This is a genomic window from Haloterrigena sp. H1 (genome assembly GCF_005938085.1).
In the GTDB taxonomy this organism is placed as follows: domain Archaea; phylum Halobacteriota; class Halobacteria; order Halobacteriales; family Natrialbaceae; genus Natrinema.
The window spans coordinates 1,713,542-1,737,902 of record NZ_SMZK01000001.1 but is presented as its reverse complement, the minus strand read 5'-3'; the positions used below and the strand labels follow the sequence as shown (position 1 = coordinate 1,737,902).

The window sequence follows — 24,361 nt, the reverse complement described above, 5'->3', positions numbered from 1 at the left end:
CGCGTCGATGATACGGAGATGGCACATTCCGGCATAATCCCCTTCCCCGCCGTTCCAGTACGATGAGCCGATGCTTCCGTTCGTCGCGATGGCGATCGCTCTCGTCGGTGGCGTCGTGATACTCGAGGTCACGTCGTATCGAGCGCTCGAGCGGCTCCCCTCGGTCGCCACCGAGGAATTCCCCGAGATCGACCGGGAGTTGCTTGGGAAGTTCAGCAGCTTCGACCCGGAACTCGGGTGGGTTCCCCAGCCGAACCGTGAGAAACAGAAAGACACGGGCGACCACCTCCCCGGCGAGGAGGTCCGCAGCGTGGTGACCTACTCGACCGACGAGTACGCCAGTCGGGTCTGTCCCGCCAGAGACCGCGACGAGAACGCCGATCTCACGGTCTCGACCTACGGTGATTCCTACTGTTTCTGCCGAGAGGTCGACAACGACGAAACGTTCCAGCACTACCTCGCGGCGGAACTCGATACCCACGTCGCCAACTACGGCGGTGGCAACTACGGGCTCGATCAGGCGCTCATGCGACTCAAACGAAAATACCCCGAGGACCCGACCGACTACGTCTTCATGGTCGTCACCGCCTCCTCGATCGCGCGCATTTTGAGCGTCTGGAAACACTACCAGGAGTTCGGCAATATTCTGGCGGTCAAACCCCGGTACGTGCTGGGAGAGAACGGCCTCAAGCGCGTCGAGAGTCCCATCGACGAGAAGGAAGACCTGCTCGACCTCGAGTCGAAGGCCGACTTCCTCCGTGCGTACGACTTCCACTACGATCACTGGTTCGAGCCCCACTTCGCGACGTGGCCGTACACGATTGATTTCCTCGAGAAGGGAGAACACCTCCGGTACGCCGGCTACACGGCCGGGAAGGAACTCGAGCGCCGATTCGGCCGGTTGGTCCCTGGAATCGACTTCGATCAGGCACAGACGCGGTCGGCGCTGCGGCTGGAACGGCCCCGGGTGCGGTACCACGATCGGCTATTCGAGACCCACGAACCCCTCTTCGACGCGCTCATCGAGGAGTTCGTCGACTACGCGGACGACCAGGAGTTCGAACCGGTCTTCGTGATGGTCCAGCAGCTTCGCTACGCGAAATACGAGGCCGAACATGGGCCGATCTACGGCGATCTCATGGAACGTCTCGACGAGCGCTACGACGAGCTGACGACAATCGACATGGCGACGCACCTCTCACCCGACGACGGCGACGTCGAGTCGCTGTACGTCGAGCGTGGAGAGGGTGGCCACTACAGCCCCGAAACGAACGCGGAAATCGCGGACGTGCTGGCCGACGTCGTCGAGCAGCGAGCGGTCGTCGAATGAACACGATCTATCTCGCCATCGGCGTCGCGTTGCTCGGTGGCGGGATCGTCGACATCCTCTGGACGACCCTCTGGGTTGACGGTGGTTCGGGGCCGATCTCCGGCCGATTCACGACCGGTGTCTGGAAGGGGCTCCGTCTCGTGACGCGGGACCACGACCGGGCGCTCAGCCTCGCCGGCCCGCTCATTCTCACCCTGACGCTCGTGCTGTGGATCGGCCTCATCTGGATCGGCTGGACGTTTATTTTCGCCAGCTACCCGACCGCGCTGGTCGACACGCGCACTGGCGGGACCGCCGACTGGTGGGGACGGTTCTACTACGTCGCCTACACGATGTTCACCGAGGGGAACGGCGACTACACCCCGCTGTACGGCGGCGACGTCTGGGAAGTCGCCAGCGCGTTCACGACGGCCACGGGCATGGCCTTCGTCACGCTCGGCGTCTCCTACGTCCTCACCGTGCTCGGGGCCGTCTCCGACAAGCGAGCCTTCGCCAGCACCGTCACGGGACTGGGCGGCCGGAGCGAGGCGTTCGTCCGTGCGGGCTGGAACGGCCAGAATTTCGACGGCCTCGAGCGAAGCATCGAGACGCTTGGCTCCGAGTTGAGCACCCTCGCCGAGCAACACAAGTCGTATCCGATCTTGCACTACTACCACAGCGAGAAGGGCGAACGCGCCTCGGCCGTGGCCGTCCCTATCTTCGACGAGTCGCTCATGCTCTTTCGATATGCCGTTCAGGACGACGCCAGTCCCGATCCTGCCATCGTCGAGAGCGCCCGCTCGAGCGCCCAGAGCTACCTCGAGACACTCGATGAGTCCTTTATCGACCCCGAGCCGGCGGTCCCCCGATCGCCGAACCTCGAGCGGCTCCGTGCGGACGACATTCCGACCGTTTCGGATCCGGAGTTCGCCGACGCCCTTGCGGACCAGACCGACCGCCGTCGGCGATTGCTCGGCGTCGTCGAAGCCGACGCGTGGGAGTGGCCGCCGCTCGAGGAGTGACGTGAGCCAGCCTGCTCAGGACGCTCGACTGGCTGTCGACGGGGGGCGCCCGCGTCCCGGAATATCCCGGACCGGTCTTCATTGCGCTTCGGGTCGTGTCCGGCGGTATGGAGGCGTACGATTTCCTCGTCATCGGCTCCGGGTCGGGGCTCGACGTGGCGAACGTGGCGGCAAATCAGGAGCAGTCGGTCGCGGTCGTCGAGAAGGGACGACTCGGCGGTACCTGCCTCAATCGTGGCTGTATCCCGTCGAAGAAGCTGTTGTATCGCGCCGAAGTGATGGAGACGATCGAGCGCGCCGACGAGTTCCATATCGACGCCACGGTGAACGACGTTCAGTTCGCGGACATCGTCCGCGACGTCACCGAGGACGTTCACGGCAGTTCGGACTCGATCCGGCGCGGTCTGCACTCGTCGGATCGGATTGACCTGTACGAAGCGGAGGGCCGGTTCGTCGACGAACGGACGATCGAACTCGACGGCGGGAGCCATGACGGTGAGCGCCTCGCCGCCGACACCGTCCTCGTCGCAGCGGGAACACGCCCGGCGATTCCACCGATCGACGGCATCGAAACCGTCGACTACCTCACCAGCACCGAGGCACTGCAGTTGGAGACCCTGCCGGATCACCTCGTGATCGTCGGCGGCGGCTACATCGCGGCCGAACTGGGCCAGTTCTTCGGGACGTTCGGCAGTGACGTATCCATTATCAGTCGGCGGCCGAACCTGCTTCCAGACGCCGACGAGGAAGTTGCCGTCGAATTCACCGAGCGCTACGCGGACCGATTCGACGTCTATCCCGGCTACGAGGCCACTGCGGTCCTACAGAGCGAGGACCCGATCACCGTCGAGGCGCGCCCGTATACCTACGATGATGGTGGCGGGGCACGCCCGGGAGACATGATTTCCGTCACCGGCGACGAACTGCTCGTCGCGGCCGGTCGCGTTCCCAATACCGACACGATGAACGTCGAGGCCGCCGGTATCGAAACCGATCGCGACGGGTTCGTACAGACCGACGAGTACCTGCGGACGACCGCAGACGGCGTCTGGGCGCTCGGCGACATCGTCGGCGAGTACCTGCTGAAACACAACGCGAACCACGAAGCCCGGGCCGTCATGCGCAATCTGTTCGGCGACGACCTCGAGCCGGTCGACTACACGGCGATGCCGTTCGCCGTCTTCGCCTCGCCAGAGGTCGCCGGCGTCGGGCTGACCGAACAGGAACTGCGCGCCGCGGACCGCGAGTACGCGAAACGAACGTATCGATACGAGGAGACTGCCCGCGGGAGCGCGATGAACGCCGAGGGGTTCGTCAAGCCGCTCATCTCCCTCGAGGGAGAGATCCTCGGCTGTCACATCATCGGCCCCGACGCCTCGAACCTGATCGAGGAAGTCGTCGTGGCGATGACGGCCGGTTCCGGGACGATCTACGATATCCGGGAGTCGGTCCACGTCCACCCCGCGCTCTCGGAGGTCGTTCAGCGCGCGTTCGCGGGGCAGTTCACTCGTGGTGGCCACGAACACGGACACGATCACAGCTAGTAGATCGTCGCCGGATCTGCAAACGCGGTACACGACCGACATCGGCTTTTCTATTCCCGGACCGCAGTCTCGGCTGCAATGGCAAACGCAGCGATCGTTATCTTGGCAGGGACGGAATCGCACGCCGACCTCGGCCGGCTCGTCAACGGTCTCGAGACGGCCGCGGAATTCGCTGATACTCCCGACGACGAGGTAGAGCTGATCTTCGACGGCGCCGGAACGCAGTGGATTTCGGAACTCGAAGACGAAGGGCACGACTATCATGACCTCTATCGGTCGATCCAAGACGAAGTGGTCGTCTGTGATTACTGTGCCAACGCCTTCGGCGTCGACGACGTCGCCGATCAGGCCGATATCATCACCGCTGACGAGAACGACGGCCATCCAAGTATTCGGTCGCTGGTCGACGACAAATATGAGATTATCACGTTCTGAGTAAGCAACGGTCTCAATTTCGGGTCCCACTGCCCATCGAACCAGCACGATGTCCCTTGTGATCCACTTTCACTCCGGTAGCACACAGCTTTTAGCCCCGCCGTTAGTACAGGAAGACGATGACGTCGTTCCAGTCGACACTCGGTGACGAGCCGGGGATCGCCGAGGAGCTGGCCGAAAGCCAGCAGTCGATCTCCATCGCCGAGTTCTTCGAGAAGAACAAGCACATGCTCGGCTTCGACAGCGGCGCTCGAGGCCTCGTCACGGCCGTCAAGGAAGCCGTCGACAACGCCTTAGACGCCGCCGAGGAGGCCGGTATTCTCCCGGATATCTATGTCGAGATTCAAGAAGCCGGCGACTACTACCGCCTGATCGTCGAGGACAATGGGCCTGGCCTAACCAAAGACTCGCTCCCAAAGGTCTTCGGGAAGCTACTCTATGGGTCTCGCTTTCACGCACGCGAACAGTCCCGTGGCCAACAGGGGATCGGAATCTCCGCTGCGGTGCTTTACTCGCAACTGACCAGCGGGAAGCCCGCCAAGATCACCAGCCGAACCCAGGGCTCGAGCGAAGCACAGTACTTCGAACTCATCGTCGACACCGACGCAAACGAACCCGAGATCAGCGTCGAGGAGACGACCACGTGGGATCGGCCCCACGGCACCCGCATCGAACTCGAGATGGAGGCCAACATGCGCGCCCGCGGGCAACTCCACGACTATATCAAGCACACGGCGGTCGTCAACCCTCACGCTCGCCTCGAGCTGCGCGAACCCCAGGAACACTTCAAATTCGAGCGCGCGACCGACCAGCTCCCCGAAGAGACCGAGGAGATCCGTCCACACCCCCACGGCGTCGAACTCGGGACCGTGATGAAGATGCTGGCGGCGACGGACTCCCAGACGGTCTCTGGCTTCGTCCAGGAGGAGTTTACTCGTGTTGGGAAGAAGACCGCCGACTCGATCATCGACGCGTTCCGCGACCGTCACTACGGCCGCGAGATGCGCTGGCGGCCGCCCACGGCACACGACGATGCCGATCTCGCCGCCGCAGTCGAGGACGCGACGGCGAACAAGGGCCCCGAGGCGACGACGGCCTTTGCCGACGCCATCGCTGACGCGGTCGCAGACGAGGACCGCATCGCTTACCACGAACTGCTCGCGGTCGTCGACGCGGCCGCCGAGGAGGTCGCAGTCGATCACGGAACGACGTTCGGCGACACCGTTCGCGAAAACGCCGTCGAGGCGGTCTGGCTCGAGCTTATCGACGCTACTGAGGGGGACACAGACGACGCTGATGCAGCCACCGGAGCGGACGGCGACTCGCGGCTGGTTGCTGACCTCTACGAACTCGCAGACGACGCGACGAGCACGCGGAAAGACGACGAGACGATCCACGCCTTCGCAGATCGGCTCGCGGGGAAATTCGATGATCTCGAGGATCGACGACACCGACTCACACGCGCGACGCTTCGAGAGTTCGTCGACCGAGCCGCAGACTTGACCGAGGAGTACGACGAGGTCTCCTTCGGCGAAACGGCCCGCGAAAACGTCGTCGAGGCCGTCTGGAACGTAATGGCGACGGTTCCCGACGACCCGCCGCTCGTCCGCGAACTGAACGGCGACCGCGACGCCACCAGCGACCTCGTCGACGCGATGCGCGAGACAGACATCATGGCACCGCCGACGCGGTGTCTCTCACCGATCTCCGAGGACCTCATCACCGCCGGCTTAGAGAAGGAGTTCGACGCCGATTTCTACGCCTCCGCGACGCGTGACGCCGGCGTCTCCGGTGGCGATCCGTTCATCGTCGAGGCCGGCATCGCCTACGGTGGCGACCTTCCCGCCGAGGGCACCGGCGAAGTCATGCGCTTTGCGAACCGGGTCCCACTGGTCTACCAGCGCGGTGCCTGTGCGACGACGGACGTGGTCAAATCGATCGGCTGGCGCAACTACGGCCTCGACCAGCCCGGTGGCTCCGGCCTGCCGAACGGGCCGGTCGTGATCATGGTCCACGTCGCCTCGACGAACGTCCCCTTCACCAGCGAGTCGAAAGACGCCATCGCTAACGTCCCCGAAATCGAAGACGAGATCGAACTCGCAATTCGGGAGGCGGCACGCGATCTCAAGAGCTATCTCAACAAGCGCCGGTCGATGCAAAAGCGCCGGAAGAAACAGAACGTCCTCGGGACGATCCTCCCCGAGATGGCCACGAAGGTCGCCGAAGTCACCGGCCGTGAGGAACCCGACATCGACGACGCGATCGCCCGCATCATGAACAACGTGCTCGTCGAACGCCAGACCAAAGCGAACGGCGACGGACAAGCCGTCTCGGTCACCGTCGAGAACAACTCGAGTACGAATGAATCCCTCGAGATCATCGACATCGTCTCGGCCGAACCCACGTCCCTCTCCGACGGCGCGACCGTCGTCGAGATGGACGGCGAGTGGTTCGTCAAGTGGGAACCCGAGGTTGGAAGTGACGACGAGGCCACGCTCGAGTACGAGGTCCCGGACGACGCGACGTTCGATCTGGACGTGAAAGGCGTCGAGAGCGAGAAACTTACCGTGAAACAATGAGTGCAGACAACGACCAGCAGGCACGAGAGCAGTTGATCGATCTCGCAGCGCAGTTCTACGACCAGTTCGAACTCGGCGAGATCCCCCACATGTCCGTTCCGACACGGACGAAGAACAACATCGAGTACGACGAGGACAAAGCCGTCTGGGTCTACGGCGACCGCGAGTCGACCCGGTCGGCCAACTCCGTCCGCGGCGCGCGGAAGCTCCTGAAGGCAGTCTACACCATCGAGTTCCTCGCCGACCAACTCGAGGAGGATCGCTCCTCGACCCTGCGTGAACTCTACTACCTCTCGGAGAGCTGGGACAACGAGGAAGCTCAGTTCTCGGATCAGGACGAATCGAACGGGCTCATCGAAGACTTAGAGATCGTCTCGGGGGTCACCCGCGAGGACTTCCACATGCGCCCCGAGGAGTCGGGCGCGACGCTCATGGGACCGCTGCACCTCCGCGAGCAGACCCGCCGCGGCGAACGCGAAATCCACTGTCAGAAAGACGTCGGCGAGGGCGGCTACCAGATTCCGAACAACCCCGACACGATCGACTTCCTCGATTGTGACGCCGACTTCATTCTCGCAGTGGAGACTGGTGGGATGCGTGACCGACTCGTCGAGAACGGCTTCGACGACGAGTACAACGCCCTGATTGTCCACCTCAAGGGGCAGCCCGCGCGGGCGACTCGCCGGATCACGAAACGGCTCCACGACGAACTCGACCTCCCCGTCACCGTCTTTACGGACGGTGACCCGTGGTCGTACCGCATCTACGGCTCGGTGGCCTACGGCTCGATCAAGTCCGCCCACCTCTCGGAGTACCTCGCGACCCCCGCAGCACAGTTCATCGGCATCCAGCCCGCCGACATCGTCGAGTACGACCTGCCGACCGACCCTCTCTCGGATTCGGACATCAACGCCTTGGAGAGCGAACTCGAGGACCCGCGCTTCCAGACCGACTACTGGGAAGAACAGATCGAACTGCAACTCGATCTCGGGAAAAAGTCCGAACAGCAGGCGCTGGCGTCGCACGGATTGGATTTCGTGACGGAGACGTATCTCCCCGAACGGCTCACCGAGATGGACGTCTTCTAGAGCGTCGTATCGAATCCTCTCTCGAGGCGCGGTTCTACTGCTGGGTTTCGACAGTCGCTCTGTCGTGTGTTCGGCCATGGCCTGTGTCTGCAGGTGTAACGGGTTCCCGGCTACATCGCCAGTCACCGTCTAGAATAGTGATATGGCAGACGAAAACGACAGCCAACGGCCGATGCACAGCGACCCGGACAAGGAGGCGATCGACGAGCCGACGACTTCCGGCGCGCAGGAGGCCGACGAGACCGCATGGATGATGAAAGAGGGTGTCTCGATCGGCCTGATCTCGATTGCACTCGTCCTCGTGCTGGCACTGGTGCTCCTGCAAGCGACTGACTCCGCGATCGACATCTTCGGATTGTTCATCGACAGCGCACTGGGTCAGTGGCTCGTGGTCGGCGTCCTCGCGCTCGTCGTTCTCGGGGCGTTTGCCTGGTCTCGTGTCGGCGTCTGAGCGCTGGCGTTGGGTAGCTGTTACTCGTCGAGAACGACCGGGACGCCCCGGTGTGCGACATCGACGACGAACGCGTCGGCGTCGGTTTCGATCGCCGCGAACGTATCGTAGTGCACCGGGAGCACGAGATCTGGCTCGAGCCGGGCAACCAACGCTGCCGCCTCGTGGCGATCCATCGTGAACGTGCCGCCGATCGGTGGGAGGAAGCAATCGACCGGAACGTCCTCGTGGACAGGCAGCACGTCGGTATCGCCGGGCCAGAACGCCGTGACGCCGTCGATGGTGAGGCCGAAGCCACAGCCCTGTCCCTCGGGATGGTAGGGACGACCGTCGTCGTCAGTGTGTGGTCCGTCCGGATCGTTGTACGCGGGCGTCGTGAACAGGTCGAGCGGCCCGAGGACGAACGATTCGTCCATCCCGACACGTTCCACGTCGAACGGGAGGTCGTCGGGACCTTCCTCGACACGGTCGATCTCGCTCGCGTCGATCGACTCGTGAACGACGACCAGCGCGTCCTCGCGGGCGACCCGTCGGATCGAGTCGGGATCGTAGTGGTGATCGTGGCTGACGAGGATCAGATCACCGTCTCGAGGCTCGAGTCCGTCTAACACGCCGTATTCCTCGGGACCGGGATCGATGTAGACGACGGCACCGGTCTGACCTTCGATCCGGATGGTCGCAAGGCCGAACCAGTCGACGGTCACGGCGTCGAATCGGACGGTCATGGAAGTTCTCTCAGGGAATCCGAACCGAGTGCTCGAGTGTCCCGACGCCCTCGACTTCGATCTCGATTTCGTCGCCGTCGGCGAGCGGACCCACGCCCTCGGGCGTGCCGGTCGCGATCACGTCACCGGGCTCTAAGGTGAGATAGGTCGTGATCTCGGCGATCAGCTCCGGAATGGAGAAGATGAGGTTCTCGCGGGAGCCGTCCTGTTTGAGTTCGCCGTTGACGCGGGTTCGGACAGCGGCATCCTCGGGGACTTCGTCAGGGGTCGCGAGAACCGGCCCCATCGGTGCGGCACCGTCGAAGGCCTTGCCGCGGATCCAGTTCTGTTCCTGGCGCTGGTCGTCGCGGTTCGAGAGGTCGTTGACGCAAGTAAAGCCCGCGACGACGTCCATCGCATCGGCTTCGGAGACGTGGCGACACTGCTCGCCGATGACGACGCCGAGTTCGGCCTCGTGGTCGATCCGGTCTTTTCCTGCCGGCAGGGTGACGGTGTCACCGTGGGCCGCGAGCGCGTTCGGCGGTTTGAGAAAGAGCATCGGCCGATCGGGAACCTCCGAATCGAGTTCGGCGGCGTGTTTGGCGTAGTTCTTCCCGATACAGACGACCTTCGAGGGCTCCGACGGCGGCAGGACGTCGATTTCGTCGCTCTCGAGGGCGTAGCTCTCGGTTGCGAAGTGGACGGTCCCGTTGTCGTACTCACCACGGCGGACTGCACCGGCTGGATCACGAAAGCGGACGTATTTCATGGTCGGTGGAATGGGTACCGGGGATCAAAAGCGTTGAGGAGGCGGCCAGTGTGCGGTGACAGCAATACGTCTCGCGCTCACGTCCCCGCGATCGGCTGGTTCGATCCAATCTGTTAGAACCCGAACGTGATCTCGGGATGGGACTCGGCGGAATGTCACGCTCTCAACAGTGACTGCTGCCTTGATGGGTGCGTGAGAGCGTGCCATCGTCGCCTCGGAACGGAACGCTTTTTACTAGCCCCCGGCAACGATGAGTTGCACACAAGGTGTGTGACGGATCGCTCCGTTGGTGTAGTCCGGCCAATCATTTCGGCCTTTCGAGCCGATGACCTGGGTTCAAATCCCAGACGGAGCATTTTACGGCGAGCAAACTCACGAGTCGTACGTGCGACCCTGGATTTGAAGTAGAGAAATGCGAGCGGTAGCGATCGTTTCGCGTAGTTCAAATCCCAGACGGAGCACTTCTACCGAACTTTCACGATTCGATAGCCGTCAGTTCCGGCAGTCGGTGACGGTGTCCGGATCGGCGGTCATCGACGAGTCAGCAGTCGACTCGAGCACGGCTGGAGACAGCCGTCACCAATGACGATCGGCATCCGAGAGAAGTGAACACGAACTGATCCCTCGCTGCCATGAACGCTGGCGTTGGTCTCACCAATTCACACCTATGCAAGAGACTGCCGCTCGACTCGCAACATCGACTCACTGACCTCGAGTAGAACTGGATGTTCGTAAACCTCTAGTACGTGGCGTACGTGGAGCCAGCTAATGACCTACGAGAATCTGGACGCGGACCTGGTAAACGAACTTCTCGGCGACGGTCGGGCAAGTCTCCGCAGTCTCGCCGAAAAACTCGACGTCTCCGTCACGACGGTCTCGAATCACCTCTCCGATCTCGAGGAGAAAGGCGTGATCGAAGGCTACACGCCGAAGGTCGATTACGACGCCGTCGGCTACGACGTCACGGCGGTCATGCAACTGAAAGCCGAAGGGAGCGCACTGCCAGAAATCACACGGACACTCAAAGACCACCGGCAGATGATCTCCGTCTACGAAGTCACAGGGGACTACGACGTCATCGCGATCGGGAAGTTCAAAGATACGGACGACATGAACGAAGAGATCAAATCGTTGATCACCGATCCCGATATCAAGCAGTCGAATACGAGCATCGTGCTCAACACCGTCTCCGAGAACGAACAGTTCGAACTCGAGACCGAGTAATCAGTTATCGTCGCCCGCTGCCGTCTCATACGGACTCCTGTCAGTAGGTGCCGGCCGGCCGCGATCGCTCTGCGATCCCACCGGTCACTCGCTACCGTAGACCGTCTCAGCCCCTGTTGTTCCGGGCCGAAGCGATACCGTCGTGCGTTCGATGTACGCTCGAGAGTGGGGAGAATGCCAGCTATGCTCCGTTCGTCTCGTTACCGACAGCCGCCGTCTCGTTATCCGCTGTCGGTTCAGCGTCGCTGTCGACACCGTCTTCGTCTGCCGGTTCCTCACTACCGTCGCCATCGGCTGGGACGAGTCGGTGGACCGCCCCGTCTCCTTCGACCGTCGACGTGCTGGTCGTGAGGACGTAGATCTCGCCGTCGGCACCCTCCCCGAAGGCGTAGACGAAGCCGGTCGGCCGACCGTTTTCGGCCGCCTCGCCCTCGAGTTGAAGCTGTTCGATGGGCCACAGTCCGTCCTGACCGGAGTCCTGTGTGGCGTCTCCCTCGATGTCCTGCCAGCCCTCGGGCGGCCGTGCGAGGAAGACGGTCCCCGGACTCTCGCCGTCGAGGCTCCAGTCGCCGAAGACGTACGTTCCTTCGAGGTCGCTGATTTCGTCGCCCTCGTAGAGGGTGCCACCGGTGACGGAGACGCCGATCTGACCGCTACTGACTCCCGCACCGCTGCCGGTTCCGCCGGCGGTTTCGTTGCCGGCCGCAGTCTCGTTGCCGCTCGTGGTTTCGTTCCCGGCGTCGGTCTCGTTGCCGCCATCGTCTCCGGCACCGGGTTCTGGCTCGCGGACGCTGATTTCGTGGGGATACTCGATCACTGGATCGAGGAGGGGTTCGCCACCGCGAACGTCCTCCGGCGTGCGCTGGGGACAGTTCTGCGGTGGCTCACTGGGCGTCTCTGTGCTAAAGCAGTGGGTTCCTTCCTTGACGTTCCAGCTGTAGTTGCCGCCCCGCTGGACGTGGTTGACGCTCTCGAAGAGATTTTGTCCGACGTCCGCGGCGAGGAGTTCGCCACTGTCGGTAAAGGACATCCCCCACGGGTTTCGGAAGCCCCAGGCGTAGTGTTCGCCGAGCTCGCCCTCCTGATCGACCAGCGGATTGTCGTCCGGAATCGCGTACGGCGTCTCGTCGCCCTCTTGATCGACATCAATCCGGAGGATTGCGCCGAGCAGGTTCTCCTGGGTGTCCTGACCGTTGCCGCCGTCGTTCTCGTCGTACCAGTCGTCGACGTGGCCGGTTCCGATGTCGTTTGCGCCGCCGCCGTCGCCGGTTCCCACGTAGAGGTAGCCGTCGGGACCGAAGCAGACGTTCCCCGAGTTGTGATTGAATTGCGGCTCCGGAATCTCGAGGATCACCCGCTCGGAGTCCGGATCTGCCGTCGCGTTGTCGTCGCTTGCCGTCTGGAACTCCGAGAGGACGAACGTGTGGTCGTACTCCTCGGGCGTTCCGTCCCGTGGTGGCGAGCTATACCGGACGTAGAACTGACCGTTGTCGGCGAACTCAGGGTGGAACGCGAGGCCGAGCAGCCCGCGCTCGTCGAACTCCATGAACTCGACGAGTTGGTCCGAGATGTCGAGGAACGGCTCGTCCTCGAGTCCGTCGGGTCCGTGGACGTAGATCTGTCCCGTCTGATCGGTGATGAACCGCCGGTCGGCGTCCTCGTCGGCGACCGTGAGGCTCGTCGGGGCAGTCAGCCCCTCCGCGACCGTCTCGATGCCGACGGTCGGTCCCTGACCGATCACCTGGTCTGGTGTCGCGGCCATATCGCCGTCGCCCTCCTCCTCGACGAGTTCGATATCGCCGCGCATCCTGCTGGAGTGAGGTCGGCAGTAGTACTCTCCCATTCCCTCCTGTGCGGTGAACTCGATGGTCTGGGTCTCGCCTTCCGTCACGAAGATGTCCGTCGAAATGAACTCCTCATCGCCCGCCTCGTTTTCGATGACGAAGTTGTGCCCCGCGCCGTCCAAGTTCTCCCAAACGAGCGTATAGTCGCGGCCCTCCACGAGTCGGAGCGTCGGGTTTCGTTCGTCCGCAATCGTCTCCGGTGCTTGTCCGACCCACCCGCTTATCTGACCGCCCAATCTGATTTCATCGGTGATGGCGTCTTGCTGGCCCACTACAGGAAGTGCAAACCCCGCCGCGGAAAGCGCCGCGGATGAGCGAAGAATCATCCGCCTCGAAACCGCCGGTGTGGAATCGTCGTTTCGTGTCATGATAACCGTTAACTGCCGTTCTGGATCGCGTCTCTCGCCCTGCACCCGAGATGTGTTGGTATCGCACAATAAACCGAATCGATCGTTCCTCGAATAAGTCGATCTTGTTCGAATTCCGATGCCCTAATCCGGTTTTATTGAACGCTAATAACCGATTTCGACCCTGCTACGGTCCGTATTCGGGTGTTTGCACCAATCCATAATGGTTGTTGATAATAAATATTCCGAAAGGTACTAATGGAGAGATGTGGCGGTAGCTGGCAATGGTGCAAACGCTTGCCGTCGACACTGACGAGGTGTCCGAACGAGTCGTCACTGGCGTCGCAACACTCGAGGGAACCGATCCGGTAGAGTTGCCGCCCCTGTTCGACGCGATCGATCCAGATGCACTCGCGTCGGTCTTCGCAACGACTGCAACCGGTATATGCCGCTCTGGCACCGTCGAATTCACGTATGCGGATCACCAGATTCAGGTCTCGTTTGACGAAACCGGGAACACTGTCGTGACGATCGATTGAGTGGGAGGCGGCACCTGCCTACCCTGCTTGCTGCTCTCCGTTTTTCCTCCGAAGTCAGGTCGTGAGCCACTCGCTCGCAAGATACTGCGGTGACGGGCCAGGGTGGAGTCGCTACTGTAATGCGACAGCGCCCGATACGAGCCATCAATGGCACGACTCGAGCGGCTCAGGGCCTATCCGGTGAAGGCACTCGACGGCATCGACCTCGAGCAGGCGGCCATCCTCGAAGGCGGGACTATCGAACACGACCGAGAGTTCGCGTTGTTCGACGCCGACGACGGGGTGATAAACGGGAAACGAACCGCCCGCGTCCACGACCTCGATACGGTGTTCGATCCGGAGACGGCCGTGCTCACGGTCGCAACGCCTGACGGAGAGTGCCAATGGTTTGACCTCGAGAGCGAGCCGAAGGCGGCTGCGGCTTGGTTCAGCGAGTGGTTCGACGGAACGCTCTCGCTCGAGCGGGATCGGTCGCTTGGATTCGTCGACCGACGCGAGATGGGGCCGTCGGTGATCAGCACGGCGACACTTCGTACCGTGGCCGACTGGTTCGACGAGACGACGGTCGATGACGTGCGCCGGCGACTCCGGACGAACGTCGAGATCGGCGGCGTCGAGCCGTTCTGGGAGGACCAATTCGTCGGCGCGGATGCGCCGGCATTCGAGATCGACGGCGTCCGGTTCGAGGGTGTCAAACCGTGTGCTCGATGTATCGTCCCCCAGCGCGATCCCGACACCGGTGAGGTGACAGCGGGCTTTCGAGAACGATTCGTTCGCCGTCGCGAAGCGACGTTTCCCGACTGGGCAGACGCCGACGCGTTTGAGCACTACTATTCGCTGACAATTCTTACGCGCGTTCCCGACCGCGACCGTGGTGAGTGCCTTCGCGTCGGCGATCCGGTCACGGTCGTTACGGATTGAGTCCTGTAGCGATCGGCCATCGACCTAGACGGTCTGCTGTCAGACGGGGTCAGTACACCCACGCCCGCCTTGCGGGTGGGCGGTACCCAGTGACGGGAAACCGTATCAGTGGTCGATCAAGGGATGCTCGAACGTCGTCTCGGCTCCCGATCGTTCGTCAGCTGATTCCTCCAGAGCCGTCTCGAGGTCCAGCGTGGCCAGTAGTTCGTTCCGCGCCGGCTCGTCCGGCCGTCGAAAGTAGTAGGTGGATGCACAACCGGCGATCATCCCCGAGAGCGGCCGCTCTTCGTCGTGGACGATCGAAACGAGGTCTCCCGTCACCGCGATCAGGGCGGCGTCGTCCGGCTTGTACAGGGCCGCACGGAGTTCGCCGGCGGTACAGTCGGCCGGTAGTTCGAGAGTGACGCCGTCGACGGTTGCCCATCGCGTCTCCATACAGCACTAGTCGGATACGTGCATCTATACGATTGTGCCCGCAGACACATGCCGGTCGTACCCGGGGTTCAAGCGTGGAGCGCCACCGCTGACCAGCGCGGCCAGGCGGTAAGTGGGTTCGTCCGGAGAGTCCATGGCTGGTCGATCGAAGGGGAGAGGCGATCGGGTGCTCGAGTTCGTGGCCGACTATCGTGTCGATACACTGATGAGACAGGAGGTGGGTCAACAGCCGCACAGCGTACACCCGGTCGTGGTCTCCGGAGGGTGACTCGTCCGCTCGGCGGGCCGCGTCGGTCCGGCGGACGAGACATCGACGCCGGTTCCGGCCCGCCCCGGATCGGTCTTTCTCTACGGTGTCAGGAAACGCTTTGAGCGTCCAGTCCAACACTGCGGGTGTGAGCGAAAATCGCGTCGTCGAAGGGCGAATGGTGACGGCCAGAAAACTCGCTGAGATCGTCGAAGGCGACTCCGTGATGGAGGTCGATTCGATCGAAGAGGCCGACCGAGAGTGTCCGGCGTGTGGCGGCTCCGTCTTGACGGTGACGTACATGCCATCCGTGACCGAACTCGTCACTGGCTGGAAGTGTCAAGACTGCGAGTGGAGCGAGACCGACCGAAACTGATCGGCCGCGAGACAGCGACTCCTCGTCGGCGACTCACGAGAAGACGGACGGCAGCGTCGCCTCGTCGATCCAGAACTCCTCGACGGCCCGTCCGAGTGCAGCGAACTCGACCGGATCGCTCGGTTTCGTGAGATACGCGTTCGCACACAGCTCGTAGCTTTTGCGGATGTCTTCGGCCGCTTCCGAACTCGTTAGGACGATGACCGGAACGGACGTCAGGTCCTGTTCGTCTTTGATGGCCTCGAGGACCTCGAAGCCGTCCGTTCTGGGAAGATTTAGATCGAGTAGCATCAGATCGATGCTGGGGCTGGACGTATCGCAGACGTGCTCTTGCAGGAACTCGAGGGCTGCGTCGCCGTCGACGACCGTGTGAAACGTCGGCTCGAACCCCGCCGTTCCAAACGCTTCCTGTATCAGACGGACGTCGCCGGGATTGTCCTCGACGAGTAAGATGGACACTGACTCGGAGTCGGACTTCTGAGACACGGGTCGGTTCGCTCGGATGGTGGGTGGCTGGCGAATTAAGGCTACGTACAAAGTGTGTTGGGTTCACGTCGTTCGCTTCAGTGATCGACGACTATCACTGCAGTCGTCTGCTACCGCTCGACGATCGTCCCACCGGCCAACCCGTCCCACTCGACGCGGTAGCCGAGTCGCGAGAGGATCGTGCTCGCATCGGAGAGGCCGTTTGCCTCGAGCACCGCCTCAGCGTCTTCGAGCGCCATCCCGGCCTCGAGATCGTCCTCGAGTCGATTGAGAACGGCAGGCCGAACCAGTGCCCGGCCGACCCGTTCGTGGTCGGGCGTGGCTTTGTCCGCGAGGGCAGCCGCGCTCACGCCGTGGCGCTCGGCGAGCGTCTCGAGCGTGACGACATCGTCGTCCGGCTGCAACGTGTCGGGAAGCTGTGTTGCATCCTCGGCAACCAGCTGTCGTTCGTACTCCCGGAGGACATCGGCGACGTCTTTGATCCGCACTGTCCCCGAGTAGGGGACCGCCCGGTGGTCGCGGGCGGCGATCTCCTCGCCGACGCCCAGCGACTCGTCGACAGCGACCAGCATGGCGACGTCCTCGAGATCGGCGAGCTGGCCGAGCTTCTTTCGAACGTACTCGGGCGTCCAGAAACCCATGATCTCGAAGTACACGCGGAAGTCGCCGTGTGCGTACTCGAAGGCGAAATCGGGGATCATCACCCGTGTGCCCGTCGCGAGCGGCTCGGGTTCGCGAACGAGTTCCCAGTCGAAATCGAGAGTGGAAAAGCGGGCGGCGAAGTCGGCTTCGACGCCGCTGTCGAAGCTGACCTCGGCGACTGGCTCGGCGTCGGGTACCCGAATCGGGTCCACGTCGGAGAGTTCGAGCGTCCGTTCCGTGCCTCGGTCGTCGATGGTTGCCTCGAGCCGCCACGCGTCGGCTTTCGCGACGGTTCGCAGAAGCCGTGCAAAGCGGGTGCCGTATCGGCGGGTCGCTCGAAAGAGGTGGGTCGGCCCGGTGACGACGACCTCGCGTTCGGAGAGCCGGTCCGTCCGATCGTCCTCGAGCCGGTGGATCTCGTACATCAGTCGCAGGCGCTTGATCGCCGAAATCAGCGCCTTGGGATCGCTCGAGCGCACCCGCACCTCGGTCGCGTCGAACAGCGCCGTCTGCGCCAGTGAGAGGTTGTACTGGGCGAGCAGCCCGTCGGGGTCCCAGCGCGGGTCGACCGCGGTCAGGACCTGGCGTTCCTCGAGATCGGCGTACAGCGCCGTCTCGAGGTCGTCGGCCGACACGTCGAGCGATTCGCTCGCACGAATGAGCGCCATCGCGCGCTCGTCTTCAGTGACGACATCGACCGCTTCGGCGGCCTCGAAGGCGGTCCGACGGGCGCGTTCGGGCTCGAGTTCGGTGTCCGTCTCGAACGTCGCCTCCCGATCGACCAGTGCGGCAAGGCCGCGAGCGAGTTTGAAATCGTCGGCCTCACGCTCGAGAGCAGTCACTGCGTCCTCGAGAGTCGCCCGCGGTTCGCCGACGTGACCCTGATACGTGCCGATGACACGGGCGGCAAGCGGCCGATGCTCGCGGCTGGCGAACTGTGGGTGATACCCCCCGCCGGCCCGCGAGACGCGCAGCAGGTCCTTCGTCAGCATCAGTCTCGAGTCGGGACGGCGACGGCAAAAGTCACCCGGACGGTGGTGACTCGAGACGAGCTGTCGCCAGCATCGTTAGAGGAAGCCGGCCGCGGCGAGCATGAGGGCAACGCCACCGAGGACCAGTCCGAGCCCGAGCGGTCCATCTCTGCGCACCGTCGACCGAAGCACTCGCTCGCCAGTCAGGCCGACCGACACCGACTCGGCCTCGACCACGCGTTGCGAGCGGGTTTCCTCGAGCGATCGCCCGTCGGCGACTCGGCCGACGACGCTGACCGGATCACCTGCCTTCAGCGTTCCTTCGGTGTACCGACTGCTCGGTCCGTCGGGATCAACGCTTGCCCCCTCGAGGACGCGACGGAGCAGCAGCGTCGTGGTCTCCGCACTCGAGACCGGGGAAAGGGGCATCCGAACGCGTGCGTCGCTCGACTCGACAGTGACCGTTCCGGTCTCGTCGTCGAGGACGAACGGGTGACTCTCCGTTCGGCGATCGTCCACGATCCAAAACGTGATCGAGCGTTGCAGGTTTCGGGCCTGTGTTTCGATCCGGGCGTCGTAGGCGACACATGACGTCTCCGTACACGGAGCGACGAGTTCGCCGTCGGAATCGATGGTGCCGGTGAGCGCGACCGTGTCACCGACATCACAGCCCCGAACAGTGGTCGAATCGGCGGATGTGAGCCGACGATACTGCGGATACCGGCCGATCGCCCGCCCGGCGATGGCGATTCCCGCGAGAAAGAGTGTGCCTCCAGCGATCGATGCCACCGTCGCATCGTCACCGAGCAGCGGGCACCGACCACGGCCCCGGCGGTAAGCCCGCTGAGACCGACGAGACAGATGCCCACGACGGATGCCCACCCCAGTCCCTGTTGTTCCAGCGAGATTTCGAAATTTGTCGTGACGCCACTCCGCGTTGCGATCACGGCGAAGAGTCCACCGAGAACGAGCATGAGAAGCAAAACCGTGAGCCCCGAAATGACATTCAGTTCCATGTTACTGTCGGCCTTCGAACCAGTTGCTTAATTATTGACCGATAGTACCAGAATACTGGGTCGCGTGACGGTCGCCATTTCTCCCTCACCGGACCGGAGCGCTACCGGCGTCGATCGGCGATGGTCTCTTCTCCTGTCTCGACGCTGACGATCTCGTAAAGGATTGCCCGCCCGACTCGAGACGGGCTAGTCGGCTGGCTGTCATCCGAATTATTTTCGGTGGCTCCCTCGACACCCGTCGGTCGCAGGATCCGCCCGAGTCGCTGGGTGAATTCCCGTTCGCTACCGCTGCCCGAGAGGACGACCGCGACGTTCGCGTCGGGCACGTCGACGCCCTCGTCTAACACGTTCGAGGTCGCGATCCGGGTATATGTCCCCTCGCGGAAGCGCTCCAAGATCTCTCGGCGTTCTGCCGCCCCGGTCTGGTGGGTGACCGTCGGGATCAGGAACCGCTCGCTGACGTCGTACGCGAGGTCGTTGTGGGCCGTGAAGACGATGATCCGCTCGTCGCGGTGGTCGTCGAGAACGTCGGCGAGCGCCTCGAGTTTGGCGTCGCTTCCAAGCATGATCTCACGCGCACGCTGGCGCGCGAGCAGCGCTTCGCGGGCTTCGGGATCGTTCCCGGATCGTTTGACGAGTTCTTGATAGTCCGACCCGCTGCGCATGTCGATGCCCGACTTCGCGAGGTAGCTCGTGAACACGTCCTGCTTGCGCTCGTATTCCTCGCGCTCGTCAGGAGTCAGTGCCACCTCGAGTCGCTTGATGTCGTAGTCGGCGAGGTGGTCGCCGGCAAGCGAATCCACGTCGACGCGGTGGACCAGCGGGCCGACGAGGTCCTCGATCACCTCGTGTGCGCCATCGGGTCGCTCGAACGTTGCGGTCAGCCCCAGCCGTGCCGGTGCGGCCAGCAGGCGTGCGATCTCGCGGTAGCCTTCGCCGCCGAGGTGATGGACCTCGTCGAAGACCACGCAGCCGAAGCGATCGCCCACGGAACCGGCCTTGAGATACGCCGAGTCGTACGTCGAAACGGTGATCGGCTCGAGACGCTGTTCGCCGCCGCCGAACCGACCGATCTCTCCTCCAAATTCGCGCTCGAGTTCGCGCTGCCACTGCTCGAGGAGGTCGATCGTGGGAACGACGATCAAGGTCGGGACCGCGAGCCGTTCGATCGCCTTCAACGCGATGACGGTCTTGCCGCTGCCGGTCGGCAGTTCGAGGACGCCGGCGGGGGCTCGCCCGATGGATTCGAGGGGCGGCCCGCTGGCCCAACGGTCGGTCTCGAGCCACGTCTCGAGCGCCGTCTGCTGATAGTCGCGGAGTTCGTACGCCGACGCGAGCGGTGCCACCGACTCGAGCTCGAGGACGCGATCGTCGATCGCGATGGCCGTTCCGTCCAGCACAGCCCGCAGGGCGGCATACTGGCTGGCGGGGATCCGCCAGCCGTCAGTGCGTGGATCCATCTCGAGATCGGGAACGGCCGTTCGGAGCGATGCTGGCGAGAGCGACGACTGCTCGAGTCCATCGATTCGGACCGTTCCGTCCTCATAGCGGAGCTCGATCGCTGTGGCGTCGTCCGCTGAAGCCCGCGTCACGGGACACATTCGGGGCAGGACACACATATACGGTCGGATGTTCGGTGTCAGCGTGACTGCCGTTTGGGTGACAAACGGGATGCTTTCGTCGCATCGAGAGCTGGAAACCGACGCTGTCGGTCAGAGCTCGTTTGCAAGTGACATTGTACCGACCACCAGTCGATAGAATATTAATTTATATAGCGTTCGAATATAGGTCCATAATATTGTATTTACCGTGAGTAGACAGTTCGTACTTACCAGTCAGATAGTTGTTGGCATGGTCTATGACGCGGGGGGAAGCGAAAAACGCGCGGTCCGGGATCGACTTAGATGGATTACCATCGGCTGGTAGGTCGACGACACAGCCACCGCACACGATCGATCTGGAATTCGAGTGGTACCAACTTTGTCATGGCTGTGGGAGGCGGAAGTGGTTCAGCGCGTTGATCTGTGACGAGTGCCGGGAGAAACACGACGTCTAGTGGTTATCTGGTTCGACCCGCACGTCGACGCGTGACGGAGTACTGGGCCTGGACGGAACACGGTAATCGGGTACCTCAACCCTTTTATTACCGCTGTTCGTTGACTGCCATATGAGCGAAGACGAGGGCACGAACGCGTCAGCCCAAGGTGTCCCGTCCGAGGAGCAATCCGACGACGGCGAGGCGGCCGACGTCGATCCCGAGACGGCGACGACCGGGGATTCGGAATCGGCAGCCGAATCGGTCGACTCGGAATCGGACGCGGCTGTTGATACTGACTCGAACGCGGGAGCCGAAACCTCCGACAACGAAACCGGTGGCGCTCCAGAAACGAGCGAGGACATCCAGCGTGTACTCGATCGCATCACCGAGTTCGACGACGAACTCGCCCACAAGGTCAACTCGATCATTGAAGAGGCCCGCGAACTAAACGGGACCGTGACCCACCAGCGCGAGGAACTCGAGGACCTCACGGAACGCATCGAGTCCCAGGCCGAGACGATCGGCGACCTCCAGGACGAACTCGAGGAGGCCGAAGCGACGATCGAGGAGTACGAAGCCGAGATCGACGATCTGAAAAGTCGGCTTAAGCGCAAGCAGGCGGACTTCCAGAACTACAAGAAACGGGCCAAAAAGCGCCAACAGCAGATCAAAGACCGCGCCACCGAGGACCTCGTCGAGCGACTCATCGGCGTCCGCGACAACCTCAAACGCGCACTCGAGGAGGACAGCGGCGACGCCGAGAGCCTCCAGCAGGGCGTCGAGATGACGCTGCGGGAGTTCGACCGCATCCTCGAAGACGAGAACGTTTCCGAGATCGATCCCGATCCCGGCACCGAGACCGACCCACAGCGCCACGAGGTCATGATGAAGACCGACAGCGCCCATCCCGAAGGAACCATCGCTGATGTCTACAACCCTGGCTACGAGATGGGCGAGAAGGTCATCCAGAACGCCCAAGTGACCGTCTCGAACGGCGAGCTCGAGGGAGACGGCCAGAGCAACGACGATAGTGACGATGGCGCTGACACGCCGACCGGCGACGACGTCGCCGACTCTGACGACTCCTAATCTACCTGCCCACCATCTCCGGAGCCGATCGCTCGAGTCCCTGTTCGGTCGTGGTGGCCGTTTTTACTGGAACCAAACTACTGGAATCCGACGTGTGAGTGGCTACAGCGACGTTTTATTCGCAGCCCGCTCGTCCCTAGTAACCTTTAAAACAAAGTGCGCACAATAGCCGTCCAGAATGGCGAGCAACAAGATTCTCGGAATCGACCTTGGGACGACGAACAGCGCGTTCGCGGTAATGGAAGGTGGCGATCCGGAGATCATCGTCAACGCGGAGGGTGAACGGACGACGCCCTCGGTCGTCGCATTTACCGACGACGACGAACGGCTCGTCGGCAAACCGGCGAAGAATCAGGCGATCCAGAACCCCGAAAAGACGATCGCCTCGATCAAGCGCCACATCGGCGAGGACGACTATACGGTCGAGATCGAGGGCGAAGAGTACACGCCCGAAGAGATTTCGGCGAAGATCCTCCAGAAGATCAAACGTGACGCCGAAGACTATCTGGGTGACGAGGTCGAGAAAGCCGTCATCACGGTCCCCGCATATTTCTCGGACCGACAGCGTCAGGCGACCAAAGACGCCGGCGAGATCGCCGGCTTCGAGGTCGAACGCATCATCAACGAGCCGACGGCCGCGTCGATGGCCTACGGCCTCGACGACGACTCCGACCAGACCGTGCTCGTTTACGACCTCGGTGGTGGCACGTTCGACGTCTCCATTCTCGATCTCGGCGGCGGCGTCTACGAGGTCGTCGCGACCAACGGTGACAACGACCTCGGTGGCGACGACTGGGACGAGGCCATCATCAACTGGCTCGCCGACAACTTCGGGGAAGAACACGGCATCGACCTCCGCGAGGACCGCCAGGCCCTCCAGCGGCTCAAAGACGCCGCCGAGGAAGCCAAGATCGAACTCTCCTCGCGCAAAGAGACCGAGATCAACCTGCCCTTTATTACGGCGACCGACGACGGCCCGATCCACTTGGAAGAGTCGATGACGCGGGCCAAGTTCGAGTCGCTGACCCAGGACCTTATCGACCGCACCGTCGAGCCGACCGAGCAGGCCTTAGCGGACGCTGACTACGACAAGGACGACATCGACGAAGTCCTGCTGGTCGGTGGCTCGACCCGGATGCCCCAGGTCTCCGAGAAGGTCGAGGAACTCATCGGCGAGGAGCCCCAGAAGAACGTCAACCCCGACGAGGCCGTCGCACTGGGTGCGGCGATTCAGGGTGGCGTCCTCGGCGGCGAGGTCGACGACATCGTCCTGCTCGACGTCACGCCGCTGTCGCTGGGAATCGAGGTCAAAGGTGGCCTCTTCGAACGGCTCATCGAGAAGAACACGACGATCCCAACCGAGGAGTCGAAGATCTTCACCACCGCGGCGGACAACCAGACCACGGTGCAGGTCCGTGTCTTCCAGGGTGAGCGCGAACTGGCCGCCGAAAACGAACTGCTCGGCGAGTTCCACCTGACCGGCATCCCGCCGGCCCCCGCGGGAACCCCACAGATCGAAGTTTCCTTCTCGATCGACGAGAACGGCATCGTCAACGTCTCCGCCGAAGACAAAGGCAGCGGCACGACCGAGGAGATCACCATCGAGGGCGGCGCCGGCCTCTCCGACGAACAGATCGAGCAGATGCAAGAGGAGGCCGAGAAACACGCCGAAGAGGACCAGCAGAAGCGCCAGCGCATCGAGGCCCGCAACACCGCTGAGGCCACGATCCAGCGCGCCGAGACGCTCCTCGAGGAAAACGACGAGCAGGTCGACGACGACCTCCGTGCCGACATCGAGGCCGCGATCGAGGACTTAGAGGAGACGATCGACGACGACGATGCCGACGCCGAGGCCATCGAGTCGGCGACCGAAGAGCTGAGCACGCAGCTTCAGGAGATCGGCAAGCAGATCTATCAAGAAGCCGGTGCCGCGGGTGCTGGCGGCGCTGCCGGCGGCGCAGCAGGCGCAGGCGCTGGCGGTGCAGGCATGGGTGGCATGGGCGGCGGCCCGAACCCCGGCCCCGACGCCGGCGCGGGCGCTGCCGGTGACGAAGACGAGGAGTTCGTCGACGCCGACTTCGAGGACGTCGACTTCGACGAAGACGAAGCCGACGAATAATACGGACTCCTGTCAGTTCGCTCCGGCGCGACCGCGAACCAGCTTGCAGTCGCGCCGCGAACTCATGACAGCAGACCGTATACTACCCAACGGCTCGCCGCCGACTCCGTGAATCGCCATTTCTGACTTGACAGGTGCCATTGACGGGTACTTCCGACTCGATCGC

At 62.9% G+C, this 24,361-nt stretch carries 21 protein-coding genes and 1 tRNA gene; 14 read left to right on the top strand and 8 right to left on the bottom strand.

Features of this window, described 5'->3' with window-relative positions:
- The first annotated feature begins 70 nt into the window (after nucleotides 1–70).
- From E2L06_RS08745 to E2L06_RS08715, 7 genes are all read left to right on the top strand, one after another.
- A complete protein-coding gene (locus E2L06_RS08745; RefSeq protein ID WP_138780560.1) occupies nucleotides 71–1,330 on the top strand; it encodes a hypothetical protein in 1,260 nt (419 codons plus the stop codon).
- Nucleotides 1,327–2,331, top strand: coding sequence for a two pore domain potassium channel family protein (locus E2L06_RS08740; RefSeq protein ID WP_138780558.1), 1,005 nt, complete (start codon nucleotides 1,327–1,329; stop codon nucleotides 2,329–2,331). The genes E2L06_RS08745 and E2L06_RS08740 overlap by 4 nt, the downstream gene beginning before the upstream one ends.
- 107 nt (nucleotides 2,332–2,438) lie before the next feature.
- On the top strand, nucleotides 2,439–3,875 hold the full coding sequence (locus tag E2L06_RS08735; protein WP_138780556.1) for a dihydrolipoyl dehydrogenase: 1,437 nt from the start codon (nucleotides 2,439–2,441) through the stop codon (nucleotides 3,873–3,875).
- Between the two features lie 78 nt (nucleotides 3,876–3,953).
- Nucleotides 3,954–4,310, top strand: a complete 357-nt coding sequence (locus E2L06_RS08730) for a DsrE family protein (RefSeq protein ID WP_138780553.1) — start codon at nucleotides 3,954–3,956, stop codon at nucleotides 4,308–4,310.
- 119 nt (nucleotides 4,311–4,429) lie between these two features.
- Nucleotides 4,430–6,889, top strand: a complete 2,460-nt coding sequence (locus tag E2L06_RS08725; protein ID WP_138780551.1) for a DNA topoisomerase VI subunit B — start codon at nucleotides 4,430–4,432, stop codon at nucleotides 6,887–6,889.
- The gene (locus E2L06_RS08720; RefSeq protein WP_138780549.1) at nucleotides 6,886–7,977 is read left to right on the top strand and encodes a DNA topoisomerase IV subunit A; all 1,092 of its coding nucleotides are present in this window, start codon (nucleotides 6,886–6,888) and stop codon (nucleotides 7,975–7,977) included. Before E2L06_RS08725 ends, E2L06_RS08720 begins: the two co-directional genes overlap by 4 nt.
- A gap of 142 nt (nucleotides 7,978–8,119) precedes the next feature.
- Nucleotides 8,120–8,428 carry a hypothetical protein gene (locus E2L06_RS08715; protein WP_138780546.1) on the top strand — a complete coding sequence of 103 codons (309 nt, stop codon included), beginning with the start codon at nucleotides 8,120–8,122 and terminating at the stop codon, nucleotides 8,426–8,428.
- 20 nt (nucleotides 8,429–8,448) lie between these two features.
- Here the strand turns inward: E2L06_RS08715 and E2L06_RS08710 are convergent, their stop codons facing one another.
- Both E2L06_RS08710 and E2L06_RS08705 read right to left on the bottom strand, forming a co-directional pair.
- Complete coding sequence (locus tag E2L06_RS08710; protein ID WP_138780544.1) at nucleotides 8,449–9,153, bottom strand: MBL fold metallo-hydrolase; 705 nt, start codon at nucleotides 9,151–9,153, stop codon at nucleotides 8,449–8,451.
- A gap of 10 nt (nucleotides 9,154–9,163) precedes the next feature.
- A complete protein-coding gene (locus tag E2L06_RS08705) occupies nucleotides 9,164–9,901 on the bottom strand; it encodes a fumarylacetoacetate hydrolase family protein (RefSeq protein ID WP_138780542.1) in 738 nt (245 codons plus the stop codon).
- Between the two features lie 280 nt (nucleotides 9,902–10,181).
- Here E2L06_RS08705 and E2L06_RS08700 point away from each other — a divergent pair.
- Both E2L06_RS08700 and lrp read left to right on the top strand, forming a co-directional pair.
- Nucleotides 10,182–10,256 (top strand) — tRNA-Glu (locus E2L06_RS08700).
- Nucleotides 10,257–10,669: 413 nt separating this feature from the next.
- The gene (gene lrp, locus E2L06_RS08695) at nucleotides 10,670–11,125 is read left to right on the top strand and encodes an HTH-type transcriptional regulator Lrp (RefSeq protein ID WP_138780540.1); all 456 of its coding nucleotides are present in this window, start codon (nucleotides 10,670–10,672) and stop codon (nucleotides 11,123–11,125) included.
- A gap of 181 nt (nucleotides 11,126–11,306) precedes the next feature.
- Here lrp and E2L06_RS08690 read toward each other — a convergent pair whose 3' ends face one another.
- Nucleotides 11,307–13,337 (bottom strand): PQQ-dependent sugar dehydrogenase, encoded by a 2,031-nt coding sequence (locus E2L06_RS08690; protein WP_138780538.1) that lies wholly within the window; start codon nucleotides 13,335–13,337, stop codon nucleotides 11,307–11,309.
- 263 nt (nucleotides 13,338–13,600) lie between these two features.
- Here E2L06_RS08690 and E2L06_RS08685 point away from each other — a divergent pair, with 263 nt between their 5' ends.
- Nucleotides 13,601–13,855: a HalOD1 output domain-containing protein gene (locus E2L06_RS08685; protein WP_138780536.1), complete on the top strand. Its 255-nt coding sequence runs from the start codon at nucleotides 13,601–13,603 to the stop codon at nucleotides 13,853–13,855.
- Between the two features lie 147 nt (nucleotides 13,856–14,002).
- Nucleotides 14,003–14,776 (top strand): MOSC domain-containing protein, encoded by a 774-nt coding sequence (locus tag E2L06_RS08680; RefSeq protein ID WP_138780534.1) that lies wholly within the window; start codon nucleotides 14,003–14,005, stop codon nucleotides 14,774–14,776.
- A gap of 105 nt (nucleotides 14,777–14,881) precedes the next feature.
- On the opposite strand, the gene E2L06_RS08675 is transcribed toward E2L06_RS08680, so the two are convergent.
- Nucleotides 14,882–15,211, bottom strand: a complete 330-nt coding sequence (locus tag E2L06_RS08675) for a hypothetical protein (RefSeq protein ID WP_138780532.1) — start codon at nucleotides 15,209–15,211, stop codon at nucleotides 14,882–14,884.
- Nucleotides 15,212–15,606: 395 nt separating this feature from the next.
- On the opposite strand from E2L06_RS08675, the gene E2L06_RS08670 reads away from it, so the two are divergent.
- Nucleotides 15,607–15,834 carry a DUF5795 family protein gene (locus E2L06_RS08670; protein WP_138780530.1) on the top strand — a complete coding sequence of 76 codons (228 nt, stop codon included), beginning with the start codon at nucleotides 15,607–15,609 and terminating at the stop codon, nucleotides 15,832–15,834.
- A gap of 33 nt (nucleotides 15,835–15,867) precedes the next feature.
- Here E2L06_RS08670 and E2L06_RS08665 read toward each other — a convergent pair whose 3' ends face one another.
- The 4 genes from E2L06_RS08665 to E2L06_RS08650 form a co-directional block, all read right to left on the bottom strand.
- On the bottom strand, nucleotides 15,868–16,320 hold the full coding sequence (locus tag E2L06_RS08665; protein WP_138780528.1) for a response regulator: 453 nt from the start codon (nucleotides 16,318–16,320) through the stop codon (nucleotides 15,868–15,870).
- Between the two features lie 110 nt (nucleotides 16,321–16,430).
- Nucleotides 16,431–17,954, bottom strand: coding sequence for a DUF790 family protein (locus E2L06_RS08660; protein ID WP_138780526.1), 1,524 nt, complete (start codon nucleotides 17,952–17,954; stop codon nucleotides 16,431–16,433).
- Between the two features lie 75 nt (nucleotides 17,955–18,029).
- Complete coding sequence (locus E2L06_RS08655) at nucleotides 18,030–18,722, bottom strand: hypothetical protein (protein ID WP_171052330.1); 693 nt, start codon at nucleotides 18,720–18,722, stop codon at nucleotides 18,030–18,032.
- Between the two features lie 328 nt (nucleotides 18,723–19,050).
- On the bottom strand, nucleotides 19,051–20,568 hold the full coding sequence (locus E2L06_RS08650) for a DEAD/DEAH box helicase family protein (protein ID WP_138780521.1): 1,518 nt from the start codon (nucleotides 20,566–20,568) through the stop codon (nucleotides 19,051–19,053).
- A 548-nt stretch (nucleotides 20,569–21,116) separates the two neighbouring features.
- Between E2L06_RS08650 and grpE the strand changes: the two genes are divergently transcribed.
- Both grpE and dnaK read left to right on the top strand, forming a co-directional pair.
- Nucleotides 21,117–22,076: a nucleotide exchange factor GrpE gene (gene grpE, locus E2L06_RS08645; RefSeq protein ID WP_138780519.1), complete on the top strand. Its 960-nt coding sequence runs from the start codon at nucleotides 21,117–21,119 to the stop codon at nucleotides 22,074–22,076.
- Between the two features lie 178 nt (nucleotides 22,077–22,254).
- Entirely contained in the window at nucleotides 22,255–24,195 is a 1,941-nt protein-coding gene (dnaK, locus tag E2L06_RS08640) for a molecular chaperone DnaK (RefSeq protein ID WP_138780517.1), read from the top strand.
- The last annotated feature ends 166 nt before the right edge of the window (nucleotides 24,196–24,361 follow it).